Raw genomic sequence first — 13,562 nt, forward strand, 5'->3', positions numbered from 1 at the left:
GATGTGTTTTTGATAAGGCATAAATAAATATCTACTTTTCCGTCTATATACTAACCTGTTTGCTAACTGTTTCCCTCGCTAAAAGAAAACTCATAATCACTTGCGCTGCTACTCTACTCGTCATATCTCTGAAATCAAGAGTTGGATCAATCTCTACTATATCCATCCCTTGAACGAGCGATTCTTTACCAAGGAATTCAATCGCATCTAGTAAAGTCGTACTATCCATCCCACCAGGCCCAATTGCTGGACAACCTGGTGCAAACGCTTGGTCTAGCACATCCATATCAAGAGAAATATAAATAGAAGTCACACCTTGATTTCTTAATACTTCAATACTTTCCGTGATAATATCTTTTATTTCTCGCTCTCGTACGTCTTTCATTGTATACACTGTTACACCATGCTCTATTGCATATTCATGGTACGCACGTGCATTAGAAAAATTACGAATTCCAATTTGAACGAGTTGTTTTCCAGTAATGACATCATTTTCTAGTAAACTACGGAATGGTGTACCATTTGACGGGCCTCCATCATCTAAATTACGTAAATCATGATGAGCATCAAATTGAATAATTCCGACCTTTCCTTTACTGTTTGCAAAACCTGTTATACTCGGAAAACTAATCGAGTGGTCACCGCCAAGAACGATTGGTATCATGTTCGGGTTTACTTTCGTTACATGCCCAACTGTTTTCGCAATTCGTTTATGACTTTCTTTTATATCCGTCACATGCATCGTAATATCGCCGCAATCATATAAGACACTTTCTTTCATATCGTGTTCTTCTGTAATTGCATATGTGCTATATGCATCTAACATCGCACGAATTGTTTTTGGCGCAAAACTCGCTCCTGAATGACTAATAGACGGTTTAGAAAGGGGTGCTCCAATTAAGGCAGCACCGAATATTTCCACACCTTCCTCCCAATCTTTAATCATCTCACTCCATTTCGTCACTTCACGATCAATAAACTTTGCATTTTTCTTTAAATAGTGGCCGTGCTCCACGATTGTTCACCTCTTGTATATGCAATATTACCATTCTTCCATACTGTATTCACATGACTTACGCCGTAATGATACGGTACGTAAGCATAATTGTAAGCATCCCATAAAACTAAATCTGCCTTACGACCAACTCTAATTTTCCCAGCTACATCACCACGGTTAATGGCATATGATGAGTTAACCGTTACGGCATTCCAAACTTCTTCTGGTGTCATTTTCAATTTTAGCATCGCAATGCTCATAATAAGCTGAATATTTTCAGTTGGACAGCTACCTGGGTTAAAGTCTGTAGCTAACGCAACTGCAACACCTTCATCAATCATTTTACGTCCACGAGCAAAGCTTTCTTTATTTAAATAGAAAGTTGTTCCTGGTAATAAAGTTGCTACTGTATTAGAATTTGCAAGCATTTCAATTCCTTTATCAGAAGCACCAACTAAATGGTCCGCTGATGCTGCACCGATTTCTGCCGCTGCTTCCGCACCACCAAGAGGGTCGATTTCATCTGCATGAATTTTCACATCAAAGCCAAGCTCTTTCGCTTTTAATAAAAATTCTTTTGATTCTTCTACAGAGAACACACCTGTTTCACAGAAAATATCAACGAACTCCGCTAATTGCTTCTCTTTCATTTCTGGTAGTAGGTCTAACATCCATTGTAAAAATTCTTTCGATCTACCTTTATACTCTTTCGGAACTGCATGAGCACCTAAAAATGTTGAAACTAAATCGATCGGATGCTCTTTTTGTAATTGTGCTGTTGCCTCTAATTGTTTCCATTCCGTCTCATCATCTAATCCGTAACCACTCTTCGCTTCTACAGTAGTAACTCCGAAAGATAGCATACGGTCTAAATGGAATTTCGCTTTTTGAACAAGTTCTTCTTTCGACGCCTGTTTCGTTGCATTTACAGTTGAAAGTATGCCTCCGCCTTGTTCTAAAATTTCTAAGTACGGAACTCCTTGTAGTTTTAGTGCGATTTCATTTTCACGAGATCCACCAAATACAAGATGAGTATGCGGGTCAACGAGACCAGGAGAAACCATTTTCCCGCCGCAATCAATAACTTCTCTCGCTTGTAATCCTTTCGCTTCTTCCGCTGTTCCAACGAAAGTAATTACACCATTTTCAATTCCAACCGCACCGTTTTCGATAACAGGAAGCGTGTTCATCGCTTCCCGTCTTAACAAGCCATCTTCTTGATCCATTGTTAGTAATTGACCGATATTTATTAGTAAAGTGTCCAGCATGTTTTCTCCTCCTTATTTCATCATCGGAATGTTAACGCCTTTTTCTTTCGCAGTTTCCACAGCTAAGTCATACCCTGCATCCACGTGACGAACAACACCCATACCAGGGTCAGAAGTTAATACGCGCTCAATTCGTTTTGCTGCTGCTTCTGTTCCATCTGCAACGATAACCATTCCCGCATGAAGTGAATAACCCATACCAACGCCACCACCGTGGTGAACAGATACCCAGCTTGCACCGTTTACACTATTAATTAATGCATTTAAAATTGGCCAGTCAGCTACTGCATCACTACCATCTTTCATCGCTTCTGTTTCACGATTTGGAGATGCTACTGATCCACAATCTAAATGGTCACGACCGATAACGATTGGTGCTGATAATTCACCATTTGCAACCATTTCATTAATGATGCGACCAAATTTCGCTCGCTCACCGTAACCAAGCCAACAAATACGTGATGGAAGCCCTTGGAATTCAACTTGTTGACGTGCCATACGAATCCAGTTACATAAATGTTCATTATCAGCGAACTCACGTAAAATTACTTCGTCTGTTTTATAAATATCTTCTGGATCACCAGAAAGTGCTACCCAGCGGAATGGTCCTTTTCCTTCGCAGAATAATGGACGGATAAATGCTGGAACGAATCCTGGGAAATCGAATGCATTTTTCAAACCTTCATCGAAAGCAACTTGGCGAATGTTATTTCCGTAATCAAATGTAATTGCGCCTTTTTCTTGCATAGCAAGCATTGCTTCCACATGTTTTGTCATACTTTCTTTTGATAATTGTACGTAGCGTTCTGGATCTTCTTCACGAAGTTTCGCTGCTTCTTCTAACGTGTAGCCTACTGGAATATAACCGTTTAATGGATCATGAGCAGATGTTTGATCTGTAACTAAGTCTGGTGTAATATTGCGCTTCACTAGTTCTGGTAAAATTTCTGCCGCATTTCCTAATAAACCAATAGAAATCGGTTCTTTCTTCTCTTTATACTCGTTCGCAACCGTTAACGCTTCTTCTAATGATTCTGTATACATATCACAGTATCTCTTTTCAATACGACGATCGATGCTGCGCTTATCAACATCAATAGCAATGACAACACCGCCGTTCATCGTTACAGCAAGAGGTTGTGCACCACCCATACCACCTAAACCAGCAGTAAGTGTTAATGTACCTTTTAATGAACCATCGAAATGTTGACGAGCTGCTTCACCAAATGTTTCATATGTTCCTTGTAGAATCCCTTGCGTTCCAATGTAAATCCAGCTACCAGCTGTCATTTGTCCGTACATCATAAGACCTTTTTTCTCTAGTTCTCGGAAGTGATCCCAGTTTGCCCATTTTGGTACTAAGTTTGAGTTCGCTAACAAAACGCGAGGTGCATCTTCATGTGATTTAAAAATGGCAACTGGCTTTCCTGATTGAACAAGTAACGTTTCATCGCTTTCTAACGTTTTTAATGAATCTACAATCGCCTGATAACTTTCCCAGTTACGAGCTGCACGGCCAATTCCGCCATATACAACTAATTCTTCTGGTTTTTCAGCAACTTCAGGATCTAAATTGTTCATTAACATACGAAGTGCAGCTTCTTGCACCCACCCTTTCGTTTGTAACTCTGTACCTCTTGGCGCGCGAATTGTTTGTTGTACTTTTTCCATTTCAATCTCTCCCTTTTCTCATTTTATAGTGCTGCGTTTACATCTAATCTTTCTTTTATCGAATAATTCGTTTTTAACCAATGCGCAATATTTTCAATATCTGTTGAGAATATACGGTCATTTTTAATAGATGGCACCTGCTGACGACCTTGATGGTAGAAGCTCTTCGTCACTGTACTCATGTTTTCAATTCCGCGATATTCTGCTGCTTGCATCGCACAAATCATCTCAATAGAAAGAACACGTCTTGCATTTTGAATAATCTGATGTGCATGGCGTGAAGCAATTGTTCCCATACTTACATGATCTTCTTGGTTAGCAGAAGACGGAATTGAATCTACACTCGCCGGATGTGCCAACGTTTTATTTTCAGAAACTAGTGACGCTGCAGCATATTGCATAATCATTGCACCAGACTGAAGTCCTGGTTCTGGACTTAAAAATGGTGGTAAATCATTTAATTGCGGATTCACTAAACGCTCAATACGGCGCTCCGAAATATTTGCAAGTTCTGCCATTCCTACTTTTAAGAAGTCCATCGCAAACGCAATCGGTTGACCATGGAAATTCCCGCCCGAAATTACTTTTTCCCCACCATCAAAGATAAGCGGATTATCTGTTGCTGCATTCATTTCAATTTCTAATTTTTCTTTCACATAATTTAAAACTTGCCAAGAAGCACCGTGTACTTGCGGGATACAGCGAAGTGAATAGGCATCCTGTACACGTAGTTCTCCTTGTTTTGTTGTTAATTTACTATCATGAAGAATGTCACGAATTCTGCTCGCTACTTCCACTTGCTCTTTATAACCACGTGCTTTATGAACATTTTCATCAAATGCATCAATAATGCCTTGTAACCCTTCAATTGTCATCGAAGCAATTAGTTCAGCTTGATACGCCGTTGCTTCTGCTTCTATATAAGAAAGAACTCCTTGTGCTGTCATCGCCTGCGTACCATTAATTAACGCAAGACCTTCTTTTGCTTCAAGTTCAATTGGCTCAAGCCCTTCTTCTGTAAGAGCAACCATTGCATGAACGCGTTTCCCCTTATAGAACACTTCACCTTCGCCTAATAATACGAGCGCAAGATGAGATAAAGGTGCTAAATCGCCACTTGCACCAAGTGAACCTTGTTGCGGAACGACTGGATGAATTTTACGGTTTACAAACTCAAGAAGCATATTTACAACAAGCGGCCTAACACCAGATACTCCTTTAAGCATCGTGTTCGCTCGTAAAATTAACATTCCACGCGATACTTCTTCCGGGAATGGATCACCAATCCCACATGCATGTGACTGAATTAAATTATGTTGAAGTGCCTTTACATCATCTTTTTGGATAAGCACATCACTAAACTTTCCAAATCCAGTTGTAATTCCGTAAACGACTTTTCCGTCCTCTACAATTTTCTCAACTACTTCGCGGCACTCCGCTACCTTTTGCATACTAGTTGGACAAGCTGTTACACCTTCTCCTTCCAGTAATAAACTCTTCATTTCTTCAACTGTCAATGTATGTCCTGTTAACGTAATCATCATTTTTCCTCCTTAAAAAGGCAAAAGGGGACCTTATCTTTTTAAGACAGACTTCTGTCCTAAAAAAGTAAGGCCCCCTTCTAACTAATAGACTATGGGCAAATCATATGTGATTAATTCCTAAACCAATCGCCTCATGCTCAGATCCTTTTACAGGTGCACCAATCGTTCCATATAATGCAACAGCAACCCATTCGCCTTCTTTTTTTCCGTCGTATGGTGTACCGCGCACAATCGCAAAACGAAGTCCTACTGTACGAAGAACGTCTGCTAACTGAATTTGACCTCTCGTCACTCCGTACAAAGCTTCCATAATTGCATGATAAAGTGCATGTGTTTCTCTGTAAACATCTGTTTCAATAACTTGGTTGCTTTTAGCCGCTGTTTCCATTGCTGCGACAACCTTTTGCGAATTCATCGAACCCACTTTCCCCGTACAATACTTCCAACCTTTTGGAATGGATAATACAGGACTTTCATTCTCATCCGCAAGTGCCAACAGCATGGCCATACGACCAATTCGATGTGTTCCTTGAAGAAGCATGTGACTCTCTCATTTCTTTTGAATTATTTGAATATTACTTAATTTAAGAATATATGAAAACGTTTAAATCGTCAATAGTTTAAACTCACATTCAAACAATTTTTTCATCCCCTCCATTTGTGTACACAAATGATTTACACAAAATTTCCAAGCATGCTATAGTCTCACTAACAGATGCAAAGGGGCGAAATTTCAGTGACAAAACGAAAAGATATTCATTTTCGAATTGAAGAGAAATTACTTAAAAGGTTTGAATCAGCACTCCATTACGAAGGTTTAAAGAAAACAGATGTATTAACACATGCAATCCAACAATTTTGCACAAAGGTGGAATGTGACAAAATGAATGATGTAAAACGTCAGTATAACGTTAGCAACCATTTACAAACACGCATCGACACACATACACATTACGAAGAAAAACACGTAGATTTAGATAAGATCGTCATTGAACATTTACAACTTCAAGGGGAAGAAAATATATTAGAGGTTGGGTGCGCTAGTGGAAAATTCCTTTCCCTTTTACAAACAAATGGTCATAAAGGCCCATTAACCGGGTTTGATCAATCCGAAGCTATGCTTGCTGAAGCTGCTAAAACAAATAACTTAATAGAATGGAAACGAGGGGATGCTAGTAAACTTCCTTTCGAAACAAATTGTTATGACCTAATAATTGCAAGACATATGTTATACCATGTGAAAGATGTTGAAAAAACAATTCAAGGATTCCATAAAGTAATTCGTCCTAGCGGAACACTTTTAGCTACAACAAATTCTAGCGTTACACTACCTCGTATAGTTGAAATGTGTAACCGTATGTTAGACGCATTTGATTTACCGAAAACAACATCATCAGTCATTCCATTTTGTTTAGAAAACGGTAAAGAGATATTACAATCTGTTTTTCCAACTGTTGAAGAAACAGTTATTCATAATGCTCTCGTTTTTCATCATGCTACTCCGATTGTAAACTATATTTCTAGCATGTTTCCGTCGCTAAATATACCTGATAATACATACCTTCACGCGGAAATGAAGGTATGGCTAAAAGAAGAAGTAGAAAATGAATTGTCACTTCATAACGGTATATGGCGTGACACAAAAACGTTAGTAATTTATCGGTGTCAAAAAGAAAAAAGCTAGCATTTGCTAGCTTTTACACGTTTTCTCGTAAAAGTTTCTCCATTACTACATTACCTTTACCACAATAAAAATCTGTATTATGTTCGTCTGCCACTCCAAAATAAGAGGCAATTGCTATTCCAAATGGTACAAATGCATGCCCTTGTGCTGTAATGATATTTGAGTGTTGCACAACTTCTTCATACACGAAATTTTCTACTGGAAAACAATCAAATTTTTGATAATCTATAGTCGCAGTATAAGAAATCCCTTTAAATAACCCTGCTTTTGCTAGTGCATACGGTCCAGCACAAATTGCCGCCACTAATTTTTCTTGTTCATGAAATTGACGAATGATTGAAAAAAGAGGTTTTGCATCTTCCAACTGTCCTTCTTCTCCACCTGGAATAAGTATCCCCTCATACTCATCTACACGTGCTTCACTTACTTCTATATGCGGCTGCACTTGCAATCCAGTTTCACTTATAACCAATTCTTTAGTTAAGCCCGCTGTAATGATTTCATATTTATTTTTCAGCAATGCCGTTGCTACTGTTATTTCAAACTCTGCAAATGTTGAGTATACAAATAAAAGTATTTTTTTCATAGCTCTCTCTCCTTTAACCAGTCCATAAAATATACCTCTAAATCGTCCACTGTTAATCTATTCGTGTCCACATAAGTTACAGGAAATTGTTTATACCAGTCTTTTTCAGTTTCTACTAATTTAAATTGCTCCGCAAACGTACTTCTGTTTCTTGTTCTATCATTATTTTTTCTATCATATACATTCTTTTTCGTAACATCTAAGTAAAAAATCACATCCGAACGGCATGCTCTTAATTTATATAATTCATCTTTCAATTCAGTTTCTATATCCCACTCTTCTCCTATAATCGTTGGATAAAAGAGTGTAAAGAACTCAATGTCTTCTGGTCCGCGATCAAAAATTACGACTGAATCTTTCACATTTTGAAACTCCTTTATTTTTGCTTCCATAAACATTTTTTGATTCATAATAAACCCTACTTTTGAATTCATATCTAAATTCATTTTTTTTCGCTTCTCTACAATTGGATATGGATTTTCATATATAACTCGAAACCCTCTCTTTTCTAACCTTTTTGCTAATGTTGTTTTTCCGCTAGCCATCGGCCCTTGCAGTGAAATTACGTATGCCACACCTCTCATTCCCTTACACTTTAGTACACCTATAATATACAGAATCTTGAAAACTCTCAACATTATATATATCATCTTGTTTCTTATTCATATCTAACTTATAATGAAAAATAGAGATTATGACGGACGCATCAATAATGTAAGCTTGGAAATCCAAGCTTACATTATTTTTTGCTTTCCCTTTTCTAATAAAAAGAGTATACTAGATTAGAACGTATGTTCTCGGTAATTACATACAGTAAGGAGATAGAACAATGGTATACGACACAAAAGCAATTTCTTGGAATGAATCTTTAAAACAACTTCAACGCCGCTATACAAACAAACAAGTTGACCGAAAAGAATTTGAGGATATTGAACTGATGGAATTCTTCCGCGATAACGACTACATTTCTTTACCTACACATATAAGCGGCCTATCAAAAACACGTTTTACTTCTTACTCTATTTTCACAACTGAAGATAAAGATCGTAAAGTTGGCACACTTATTATTGAGTATGTTGAAGACGATAATAATAATTTATGTGTTGAACAACTATACTTCGTTTAAACTATAACGCTTGGTCAAAATGACCAAGCGTTCTTGCTTTCTATGAATCTCACTGTATATAATATGAATAAAAGAAAACCGCTATCATTAAGGGGGGATATGCGTGCTCGAAGGATGGTTCAGTTGGTTCATTGTATTATGGACGGTTATTTTATTAGGGCTTATGTCTATCGGTGGATACTTTATGTTCAGAAAATTTTTAAAACGTTTACCAAAAGAAGACGGCATGTCCAGTTTGGATTGGGAAGAACACTACATAAATAAAACGAGACATTTATGGGCTGACGAACAAAAACAATTGTTAGAAGAGCTTGTAAGTCCTGTTCCAGAACTATTTCGTGATGTTGCAAAATCAAAGATTGCTGGCAAAATCGGGGAACTTGCATTACAAGAAAATGCCTCTCAAATTACACAAGACTTGATTATTAAGGGATATATCATTGCCACACCAAAGCGTGATCATAAATTTTTAATAAAAAAACTACAAGAAAAACAGATTGATTATTCTAACTATCAATCTTTACTCGCAAAGTAACTTCATATTATTTTCGATAAAAAAGACAGCGCCTTTGACGCTGTCTTTTTTATTTGGTACATATACAGTTTTTAAGTTAGCTTCATATCTTTTTCATTATAAAAACCATCTTCTTTTTCCATTTCCTTCTGTAATTTCGTAAAGGAACGATACATTGCAATTCTCCATGACACAATCATCGCAAACGCAAGTAAGAAGAACATGCCACTAAGTTGTCCTAAATCAAGAGATTGACTTAAGTAGGTTTTAAATACAATCCGCACTACAAGTAATCCAATTAATATGAAAACAAAGGCTTTTGAACGCTTCAAATAAATCTCTTGTCCTCTAATTTCAAATTTAGATGTTTTAATAAGAAAAATAGAGAAAATCAAACCGACACCAATTGCTTCTAACATTTCTGCTGGAGTTAATCGAAATTCAGGAAAAACATACATCAATGCACCCGTACTCATAAAAAATGGTGGAAGTATAATTTTTTTCAATGTTGCAGGTTTCTTAGCTGCTTTTAAACGAATAAACATCGCACCGACAGCCATACAAACAGCAACGATACTTGATAAAAGAACTATGTTCATATTTTCTCATCCTTTTTTGTGGCTATATGCAAAATATACTTTCATTATATGCTTTTCCGTTAGTATTTCCAACATTTTCGCAGAATAATACTAAAAACCAGTAAAACCACCAAATAAACTTGAGAAATATACGATAATTTTCGTCATCCAGTTAAAGTATAGGAAGACACCCATAACAATCATAATATATCCTCCGACTTTCATGAAGGCCATACTATTTCTTTTAATCCAAGACATTTTCGTAATAAAGAATGACAGTACGAAAAACGGGATTGCAAATCCAAGTATGTAAGCAATCATATATATCATTGCTGATTCTGGATTTGTTGCTGCTAATCCAATTACAGACACTAGAATTGGTCCGGTACATGGCGTCCACCCTGCTGCAAAAGCTAATCCGATTAGTACTGATCCAAAATAGCCACTTGGACGATTTTTAAATGTAAATTTACGGTCTTGCATTAAAAATTTCGGCTTAAACACCCCGACAATAATTAAGCCGAACACGATGATAAATATACCACCTAACTGTCTGATTAAATCTTTATAGTCAGTAAAGATTCCTCCAATAAAACTTGTACCAAATCCAATTGCAATAAATATAATTGAAAATCCAAGTAAGAAAAACGCTGTATGTATCATACTTCTTTTGCGAAGCATTGCATTTTCTTCTTTCAATTCAGAAACCGACATACCTGTTATGTACGATAAAAATGCCGGATAAAGCGGTAAGCAACATGGGGAAATAAATGATAAGAACCCGGCGCCAAACGCTAAAAAAATACTAATATCTTGCATCATTCCACTCCTCTCCCTAAATATTGTAACAAAAACACATAAAAATACTATGAACAATTCGTGAAATCACTTTTACAACGTGGCAATAAGAAAAACCGCACTTCCTCACAGTTTCTAATAAAACGTTTTCATTTCCTTCTATTATATAGAAAAAACCCAAATCGATTATAAAACTCCTTTAATTGTTATTACCATAACAAAGGTAACATAGTTTCTCAAATAATTAGCACGTTACTAGTACGTCTATATACATATTGGTTTAAAAAATATTTTTTTCAAATGCTATCTCTATACAATGCAAAGTTTATTTTATAATACTTCTACTATTAAAAATTTCAAGATTATGCATAAATATCATACTTTTATTATTATTCTATAAAATGTCATACTTTTCTTTCATTTGACCCTTTATTTCTAATTTTGTATACTTCCCTCTAGTTATATATTTTCGATACGGAACAACTTCATATAGATGGGAGGAATTTTTCATGCTTCGTTATTCTCTTTTAGTTTTATTAGGAGCGTGTAGTTATGGAATTTTAGCTATTTTTGTTAAGCTTGCATATGCAGAAGGATTTTCACTTGGAGAGGTAATTGGCAGCCAATATTTGTTCGGTTGGATTATTTTGCTTGCTATTACACTTCTATTTTCTAGACATCGCGTTCCTTTAAAGCAAGCATTACTTTTATTCGTTGCAGGAACATCTGCAAGTTTTACCGGAATTTTTTATTATGCTTCATTAAAAACTGTACCAGCTTCTATTGCAATTATTCTTTTATTCCAATTCGTTTGGGTCGGAATTATCATTGAAGCAGTCGCAACAAAAACATTACCTTCAAGAGAAAAAGTTATTTCTGTTATTTTCTTACTTGTAGGGACATTTTTATCAAGTGGTTTACTTGAACAATCAGTAGGTGCTTTCGATACGACTGGGGTCATTTTAGGTTTATTATCTGCTGTTACATTCGCAACATACATTTTCGTAAGCGGAAAAGTTGCTGTTGAAGTACCTTCATTACCGCGCGGTGTTCTCTTAATGACTGGTGCTTTAACTTTAGTCATGATTGTATTCCCACCAACATTTATTTTTAATGGTGCCATTTCTCAAGGTCTTTGGAAATACGGTTTAGGATTAGGAACATTTAGTATCGTTATTCCATCTATTGCCTTTACAATCGGGATTCCAAAAATCGGTTCTGGCTTAGCGACTATTCTTGGTGCAGCGGAACTACCAGTTACAACAATTATGTCAGTATTCGTTTTAAAAGAGGCTGTACTATCTTCACAATGGTTCGGTGTATCACTTATATTAATTGGGATTGCAATCCCGCAAATTGCATACGCAATGCGTGGACGTTATCGTAAACATCATACGCATAAAAAAGTCGCAGCATAAAGTGAAACTTTAATTAGTTGAACCAATCGGGCTTTTATGGGATAAACGAGAGAGGATTTTCATTTGAGAATCCTCTCTTTTATTGTTGTATACTTATGATAAATATTTTGCTGAAGAAAGAAGGCATACTACATGGTATCTATTTCAAATCAACTAAAAGAAAAACTTATTTCCATCCGTCGACATTTACATGAGTATCCAGAACTATCATATGAAGAGTTCGAAACAACAAAAGCAATAAAAAATTGGTTAGAAGAAAAAAACATTACTATCATTGATTCCAATTTAGAAACAGGAATTATCGCTGAAGTGTCTGGTAATAAAAACGGACCAATTGTAGCAGTTCGTGCTGATATTGATGCCCTTCCTATTCAAGAAGAAACACATTTGTCCTATGCATCTAAAGTACGAGGGAAAATGCATGCTTGTGGACACGATTTTCATACAGCTGCTATTTTAGGTACTGCTTTCTTATTAAAAGAAAGAGAATCTTCCCTAAATGGAACGGTTCGCTTCATATTCCAACCAGCTGAAGAAAGTAGTAATGGCGCTTGCAAAGTTATTGATGCTGGACATTTACGTAATGTGCAAGCGATTTTCGGCATGCATAATAAACCTGATTTACCAGTAGGTACAATTGGCATTAAAGATGGTCCACTGATGGCCGGAGTTGATCGATTTGAAATTGAAATTCACGGAGTTGGTACACACGCGGCTGTACCAGATGCTGGAGTAGATCCTATTGTCGCATCCTCTCAAATTGTGATGGCACTGCAAACAATTGTAAGCCGAAATATAAGTTCATCTCATAATGCAGTTGTTAGTGTTACAAATATTCATGCAGGAAATACGTGGAACGTGATTCCTGAAAAAGCTACGTTAGAAGGAACGATTCGCACATTCCAAGCTGAAACACGTGAAAAGATTCCAGCACTCATGGAGCGTATTATTAAAGGTGTATCTGATGCATTAGGTGTAAAAACGAAATTCTGTTTTTATTCAGGTCCTCCTGCTGTTCACAACGATAAAGCTCTTACAGACTTATCTACTCAAGTTGCCACAAAGATGAATCTTAATATCATCTCGCCTAGTCCGTCAATGGCTGGAGAAGATTTCTCATTTTACCAACAGGAAATACCAGGTTCATTCGTCTTTATGGGAACGAGCGGTACACATGAATGGCATCATCCTGCTTTTACAATTAATGAAGAGGCACTGCCTATAAGTGCAGAATACTTTGCTTTACTAGCCGAAAGAGCACTTAAACAATTCTCATAAAAAAAGCCGTTCAAAGTGCATCTCAGCACTGAAGTGCACCCCAATTGTTAGACACAGTCTAACAATTGGAGGTGCATTTTTTATGGCTAAATTTTCTTCA

The 13,562-nt window shown here is 36.7% G+C and carries 15 protein-coding genes; 5 read left to right on the top strand and 10 right to left on the bottom strand.

What is annotated here, in order from left to right:
* Positions 1 to 43: 43 nt before the first annotated feature.
* The 5 genes from hutG to hutP form a co-directional block, all read right to left on the bottom strand.
* The gene (gene hutG / locus QO049_RS18045) at positions 44 to 1,015 is read right to left on the bottom strand and encodes a formimidoylglutamase (protein WP_000399828.1); all 972 of its coding nucleotides are present in this window, start codon (positions 1,013 to 1,015) and stop codon (positions 44 to 46) included.
* A complete protein-coding gene (hutI, locus tag QO049_RS18050) occupies positions 994 to 2,265 on the bottom strand; it encodes an imidazolonepropionase (protein ID WP_000887540.1) in 1,272 nt (423 codons plus the stop codon). Before hutI ends, hutG begins: the two co-directional genes overlap by 22 nt.
* A gap of 12 nt (positions 2,266 to 2,277) precedes the next feature.
* The gene (gene hutU / locus QO049_RS18055; RefSeq protein ID WP_000416946.1) at positions 2,278 to 3,936 is read right to left on the bottom strand and encodes a urocanate hydratase; all 1,659 of its coding nucleotides are present in this window, start codon (positions 3,934 to 3,936) and stop codon (positions 2,278 to 2,280) included.
* A 23-nt stretch (positions 3,937 to 3,959) separates the two neighbouring features.
* Positions 3,960 to 5,477, bottom strand: coding sequence for a histidine ammonia-lyase (hutH, locus tag QO049_RS18060; RefSeq protein WP_000631881.1), 1,518 nt, complete (start codon positions 5,475 to 5,477; stop codon positions 3,960 to 3,962).
* Between the two features lie 103 nt (positions 5,478 to 5,580).
* On the bottom strand, positions 5,581 to 6,021 hold the full coding sequence (hutP, locus tag QO049_RS18065; RefSeq protein WP_000926516.1) for a hut operon transcriptional regulator HutP: 441 nt from the start codon (positions 6,019 to 6,021) through the stop codon (positions 5,581 to 5,583).
* A gap of 195 nt (positions 6,022 to 6,216) precedes the next feature.
* Between hutP and QO049_RS18070 the strand changes: the two genes are divergently transcribed.
* Positions 6,217 to 7,164, top strand: coding sequence for a class I SAM-dependent methyltransferase (locus QO049_RS18070; RefSeq protein WP_246960930.1), 948 nt, complete (start codon positions 6,217 to 6,219; stop codon positions 7,162 to 7,164).
* Between the two features lie 13 nt (positions 7,165 to 7,177).
* Here QO049_RS18070 and QO049_RS18075 read toward each other — a convergent pair whose 3' ends face one another.
* Together QO049_RS18075 and QO049_RS18080 are read right to left on the bottom strand one after the other, a co-directional pair.
* Positions 7,178 to 7,750: a DJ-1/PfpI family protein gene (locus QO049_RS18075; RefSeq protein ID WP_000722228.1), complete on the bottom strand. Its 573-nt coding sequence runs from the start codon at positions 7,748 to 7,750 to the stop codon at positions 7,178 to 7,180.
* Positions 7,747 to 8,334, bottom strand: a complete 588-nt coding sequence (locus tag QO049_RS18080) for an AAA family ATPase (RefSeq protein ID WP_246960935.1) — start codon at positions 8,332 to 8,334, stop codon at positions 7,747 to 7,749. Before QO049_RS18080 ends, QO049_RS18075 begins: the two co-directional genes overlap by 4 nt.
* 245 nt (positions 8,335 to 8,579) lie before the next feature.
* On the opposite strand from QO049_RS18080, the gene QO049_RS18085 reads away from it, so the two are divergent.
* The gene (locus QO049_RS18085; RefSeq protein ID WP_000262400.1) at positions 8,580 to 8,876 is read left to right on the top strand and encodes a hypothetical protein; all 297 of its coding nucleotides are present in this window, start codon (positions 8,580 to 8,582) and stop codon (positions 8,874 to 8,876) included.
* Between the two features lie 103 nt (positions 8,877 to 8,979).
* Entirely contained in the window at positions 8,980 to 9,411 is a 432-nt protein-coding gene (locus QO049_RS18090) for a DUF2621 domain-containing protein (protein ID WP_246960938.1), read from the top strand.
* Between the two features lie 71 nt (positions 9,412 to 9,482).
* On the opposite strand, the gene QO049_RS18095 is transcribed toward QO049_RS18090, so the two are convergent.
* From QO049_RS18095 to QO049_RS30960, 3 genes are all read right to left on the bottom strand, one after another.
* Positions 9,483 to 9,989, bottom strand: a complete 507-nt coding sequence (locus tag QO049_RS18095) for a CcdC family protein (protein ID WP_001028440.1) — start codon at positions 9,987 to 9,989, stop codon at positions 9,483 to 9,485.
* A 90-nt stretch (positions 9,990 to 10,079) separates the two neighbouring features.
* Positions 10,080 to 10,787, bottom strand: coding sequence for a cytochrome c-type biogenesis protein CcdA (gene ccdA / locus QO049_RS18100; RefSeq protein WP_001152676.1), 708 nt, complete (start codon positions 10,785 to 10,787; stop codon positions 10,080 to 10,082).
* Positions 10,788 to 10,803: 16 nt separating this feature from the next.
* The gene (locus tag QO049_RS30960; protein WP_080000418.1) at positions 10,804 to 10,953 is read right to left on the bottom strand and encodes a peptidase T; all 150 of its coding nucleotides are present in this window, start codon (positions 10,951 to 10,953) and stop codon (positions 10,804 to 10,806) included.
* Positions 10,954 to 11,275: 322 nt separating this feature from the next.
* Here QO049_RS30960 and QO049_RS18105 point away from each other — a divergent pair, with 322 nt between their 5' ends.
* Both QO049_RS18105 and QO049_RS18110 read left to right on the top strand, forming a co-directional pair.
* The gene (locus tag QO049_RS18105; protein WP_000947046.1) at positions 11,276 to 12,184 is read left to right on the top strand and encodes an EamA family transporter; all 909 of its coding nucleotides are present in this window, start codon (positions 11,276 to 11,278) and stop codon (positions 12,182 to 12,184) included.
* 132 nt (positions 12,185 to 12,316) lie between these two features.
* Complete coding sequence (locus tag QO049_RS18110) at positions 12,317 to 13,462, top strand: M20 peptidase aminoacylase family protein (protein WP_000253673.1); 1,146 nt, start codon at positions 12,317 to 12,319, stop codon at positions 13,460 to 13,462.
* The last annotated feature ends 100 nt before the right edge of the window (positions 13,463 to 13,562 follow it).

This window comes from Bacillus sp. RB3 (assembly GCF_030164735.1).
Classification (GTDB): domain Bacteria; phylum Bacillota; class Bacilli; order Bacillales; family Bacillaceae_G; genus Bacillus_A; species Bacillus_A cereus.

What these genes read in the sequence shown, in the direction of transcription:
- ccdA (WP_001152676.1), bottom strand. Translation starts at nt 10,787, where the DNA reads ATGCAAGATATTAGTATTTTTTTAGCGTTTGGCGCCGGGTTCTTATCA.
- QO049_RS18075 (WP_000722228.1), bottom strand. Translation starts at nt 7,750, where the DNA reads ATGAAAAAAATACTTTTATTTGTATACTCAACATTTGCAGAGTTTGAA.
- QO049_RS18105 (WP_000947046.1), top strand. Translation starts at nt 11,276, where the DNA reads ATGCTTCGTTATTCTCTTTTAGTTTTATTAGGAGCGTGTAGTTATGGA.
- QO049_RS18080 (WP_246960935.1), bottom strand. Translation starts at nt 8,334, where the DNA reads ATGAGAGGTGTGGCATACGTAATTTCACTGCAAGGGCCGATGGCTAGC.
- QO049_RS18085 (WP_000262400.1), top strand. Translation starts at nt 8,580, where the DNA reads ATGGTATACGACACAAAAGCAATTTCTTGGAATGAATCTTTAAAACAA.
- hutU (WP_000416946.1), bottom strand. Translation starts at nt 3,936, where the DNA reads ATGGAAAAAGTACAACAAACAATTCGCGCGCCAAGAGGTACAGAGTTA.
- hutH (WP_000631881.1), bottom strand. Translation starts at nt 5,477, where the DNA reads ATGATTACGTTAACAGGACATACATTGACAGTTGAAGAAATGAAGAGT.
- QO049_RS18095 (WP_001028440.1), bottom strand. Translation starts at nt 9,989, where the DNA reads ATGAACATAGTTCTTTTATCAAGTATCGTTGCTGTTTGTATGGCTGTC.
- hutI (WP_000887540.1), bottom strand. Translation starts at nt 2,265, where the DNA reads ATGCTGGACACTTTACTAATAAATATCGGTCAATTACTAACAATGGAT.
- QO049_RS18110 (WP_000253673.1), top strand. Translation starts at nt 12,317, where the DNA reads ATGGTATCTATTTCAAATCAACTAAAAGAAAAACTTATTTCCATCCGT.
- hutP (WP_000926516.1), bottom strand. Translation starts at nt 6,021, where the DNA reads ATGCTTCTTCAAGGAACACATCGAATTGGTCGTATGGCCATGCTGTTG.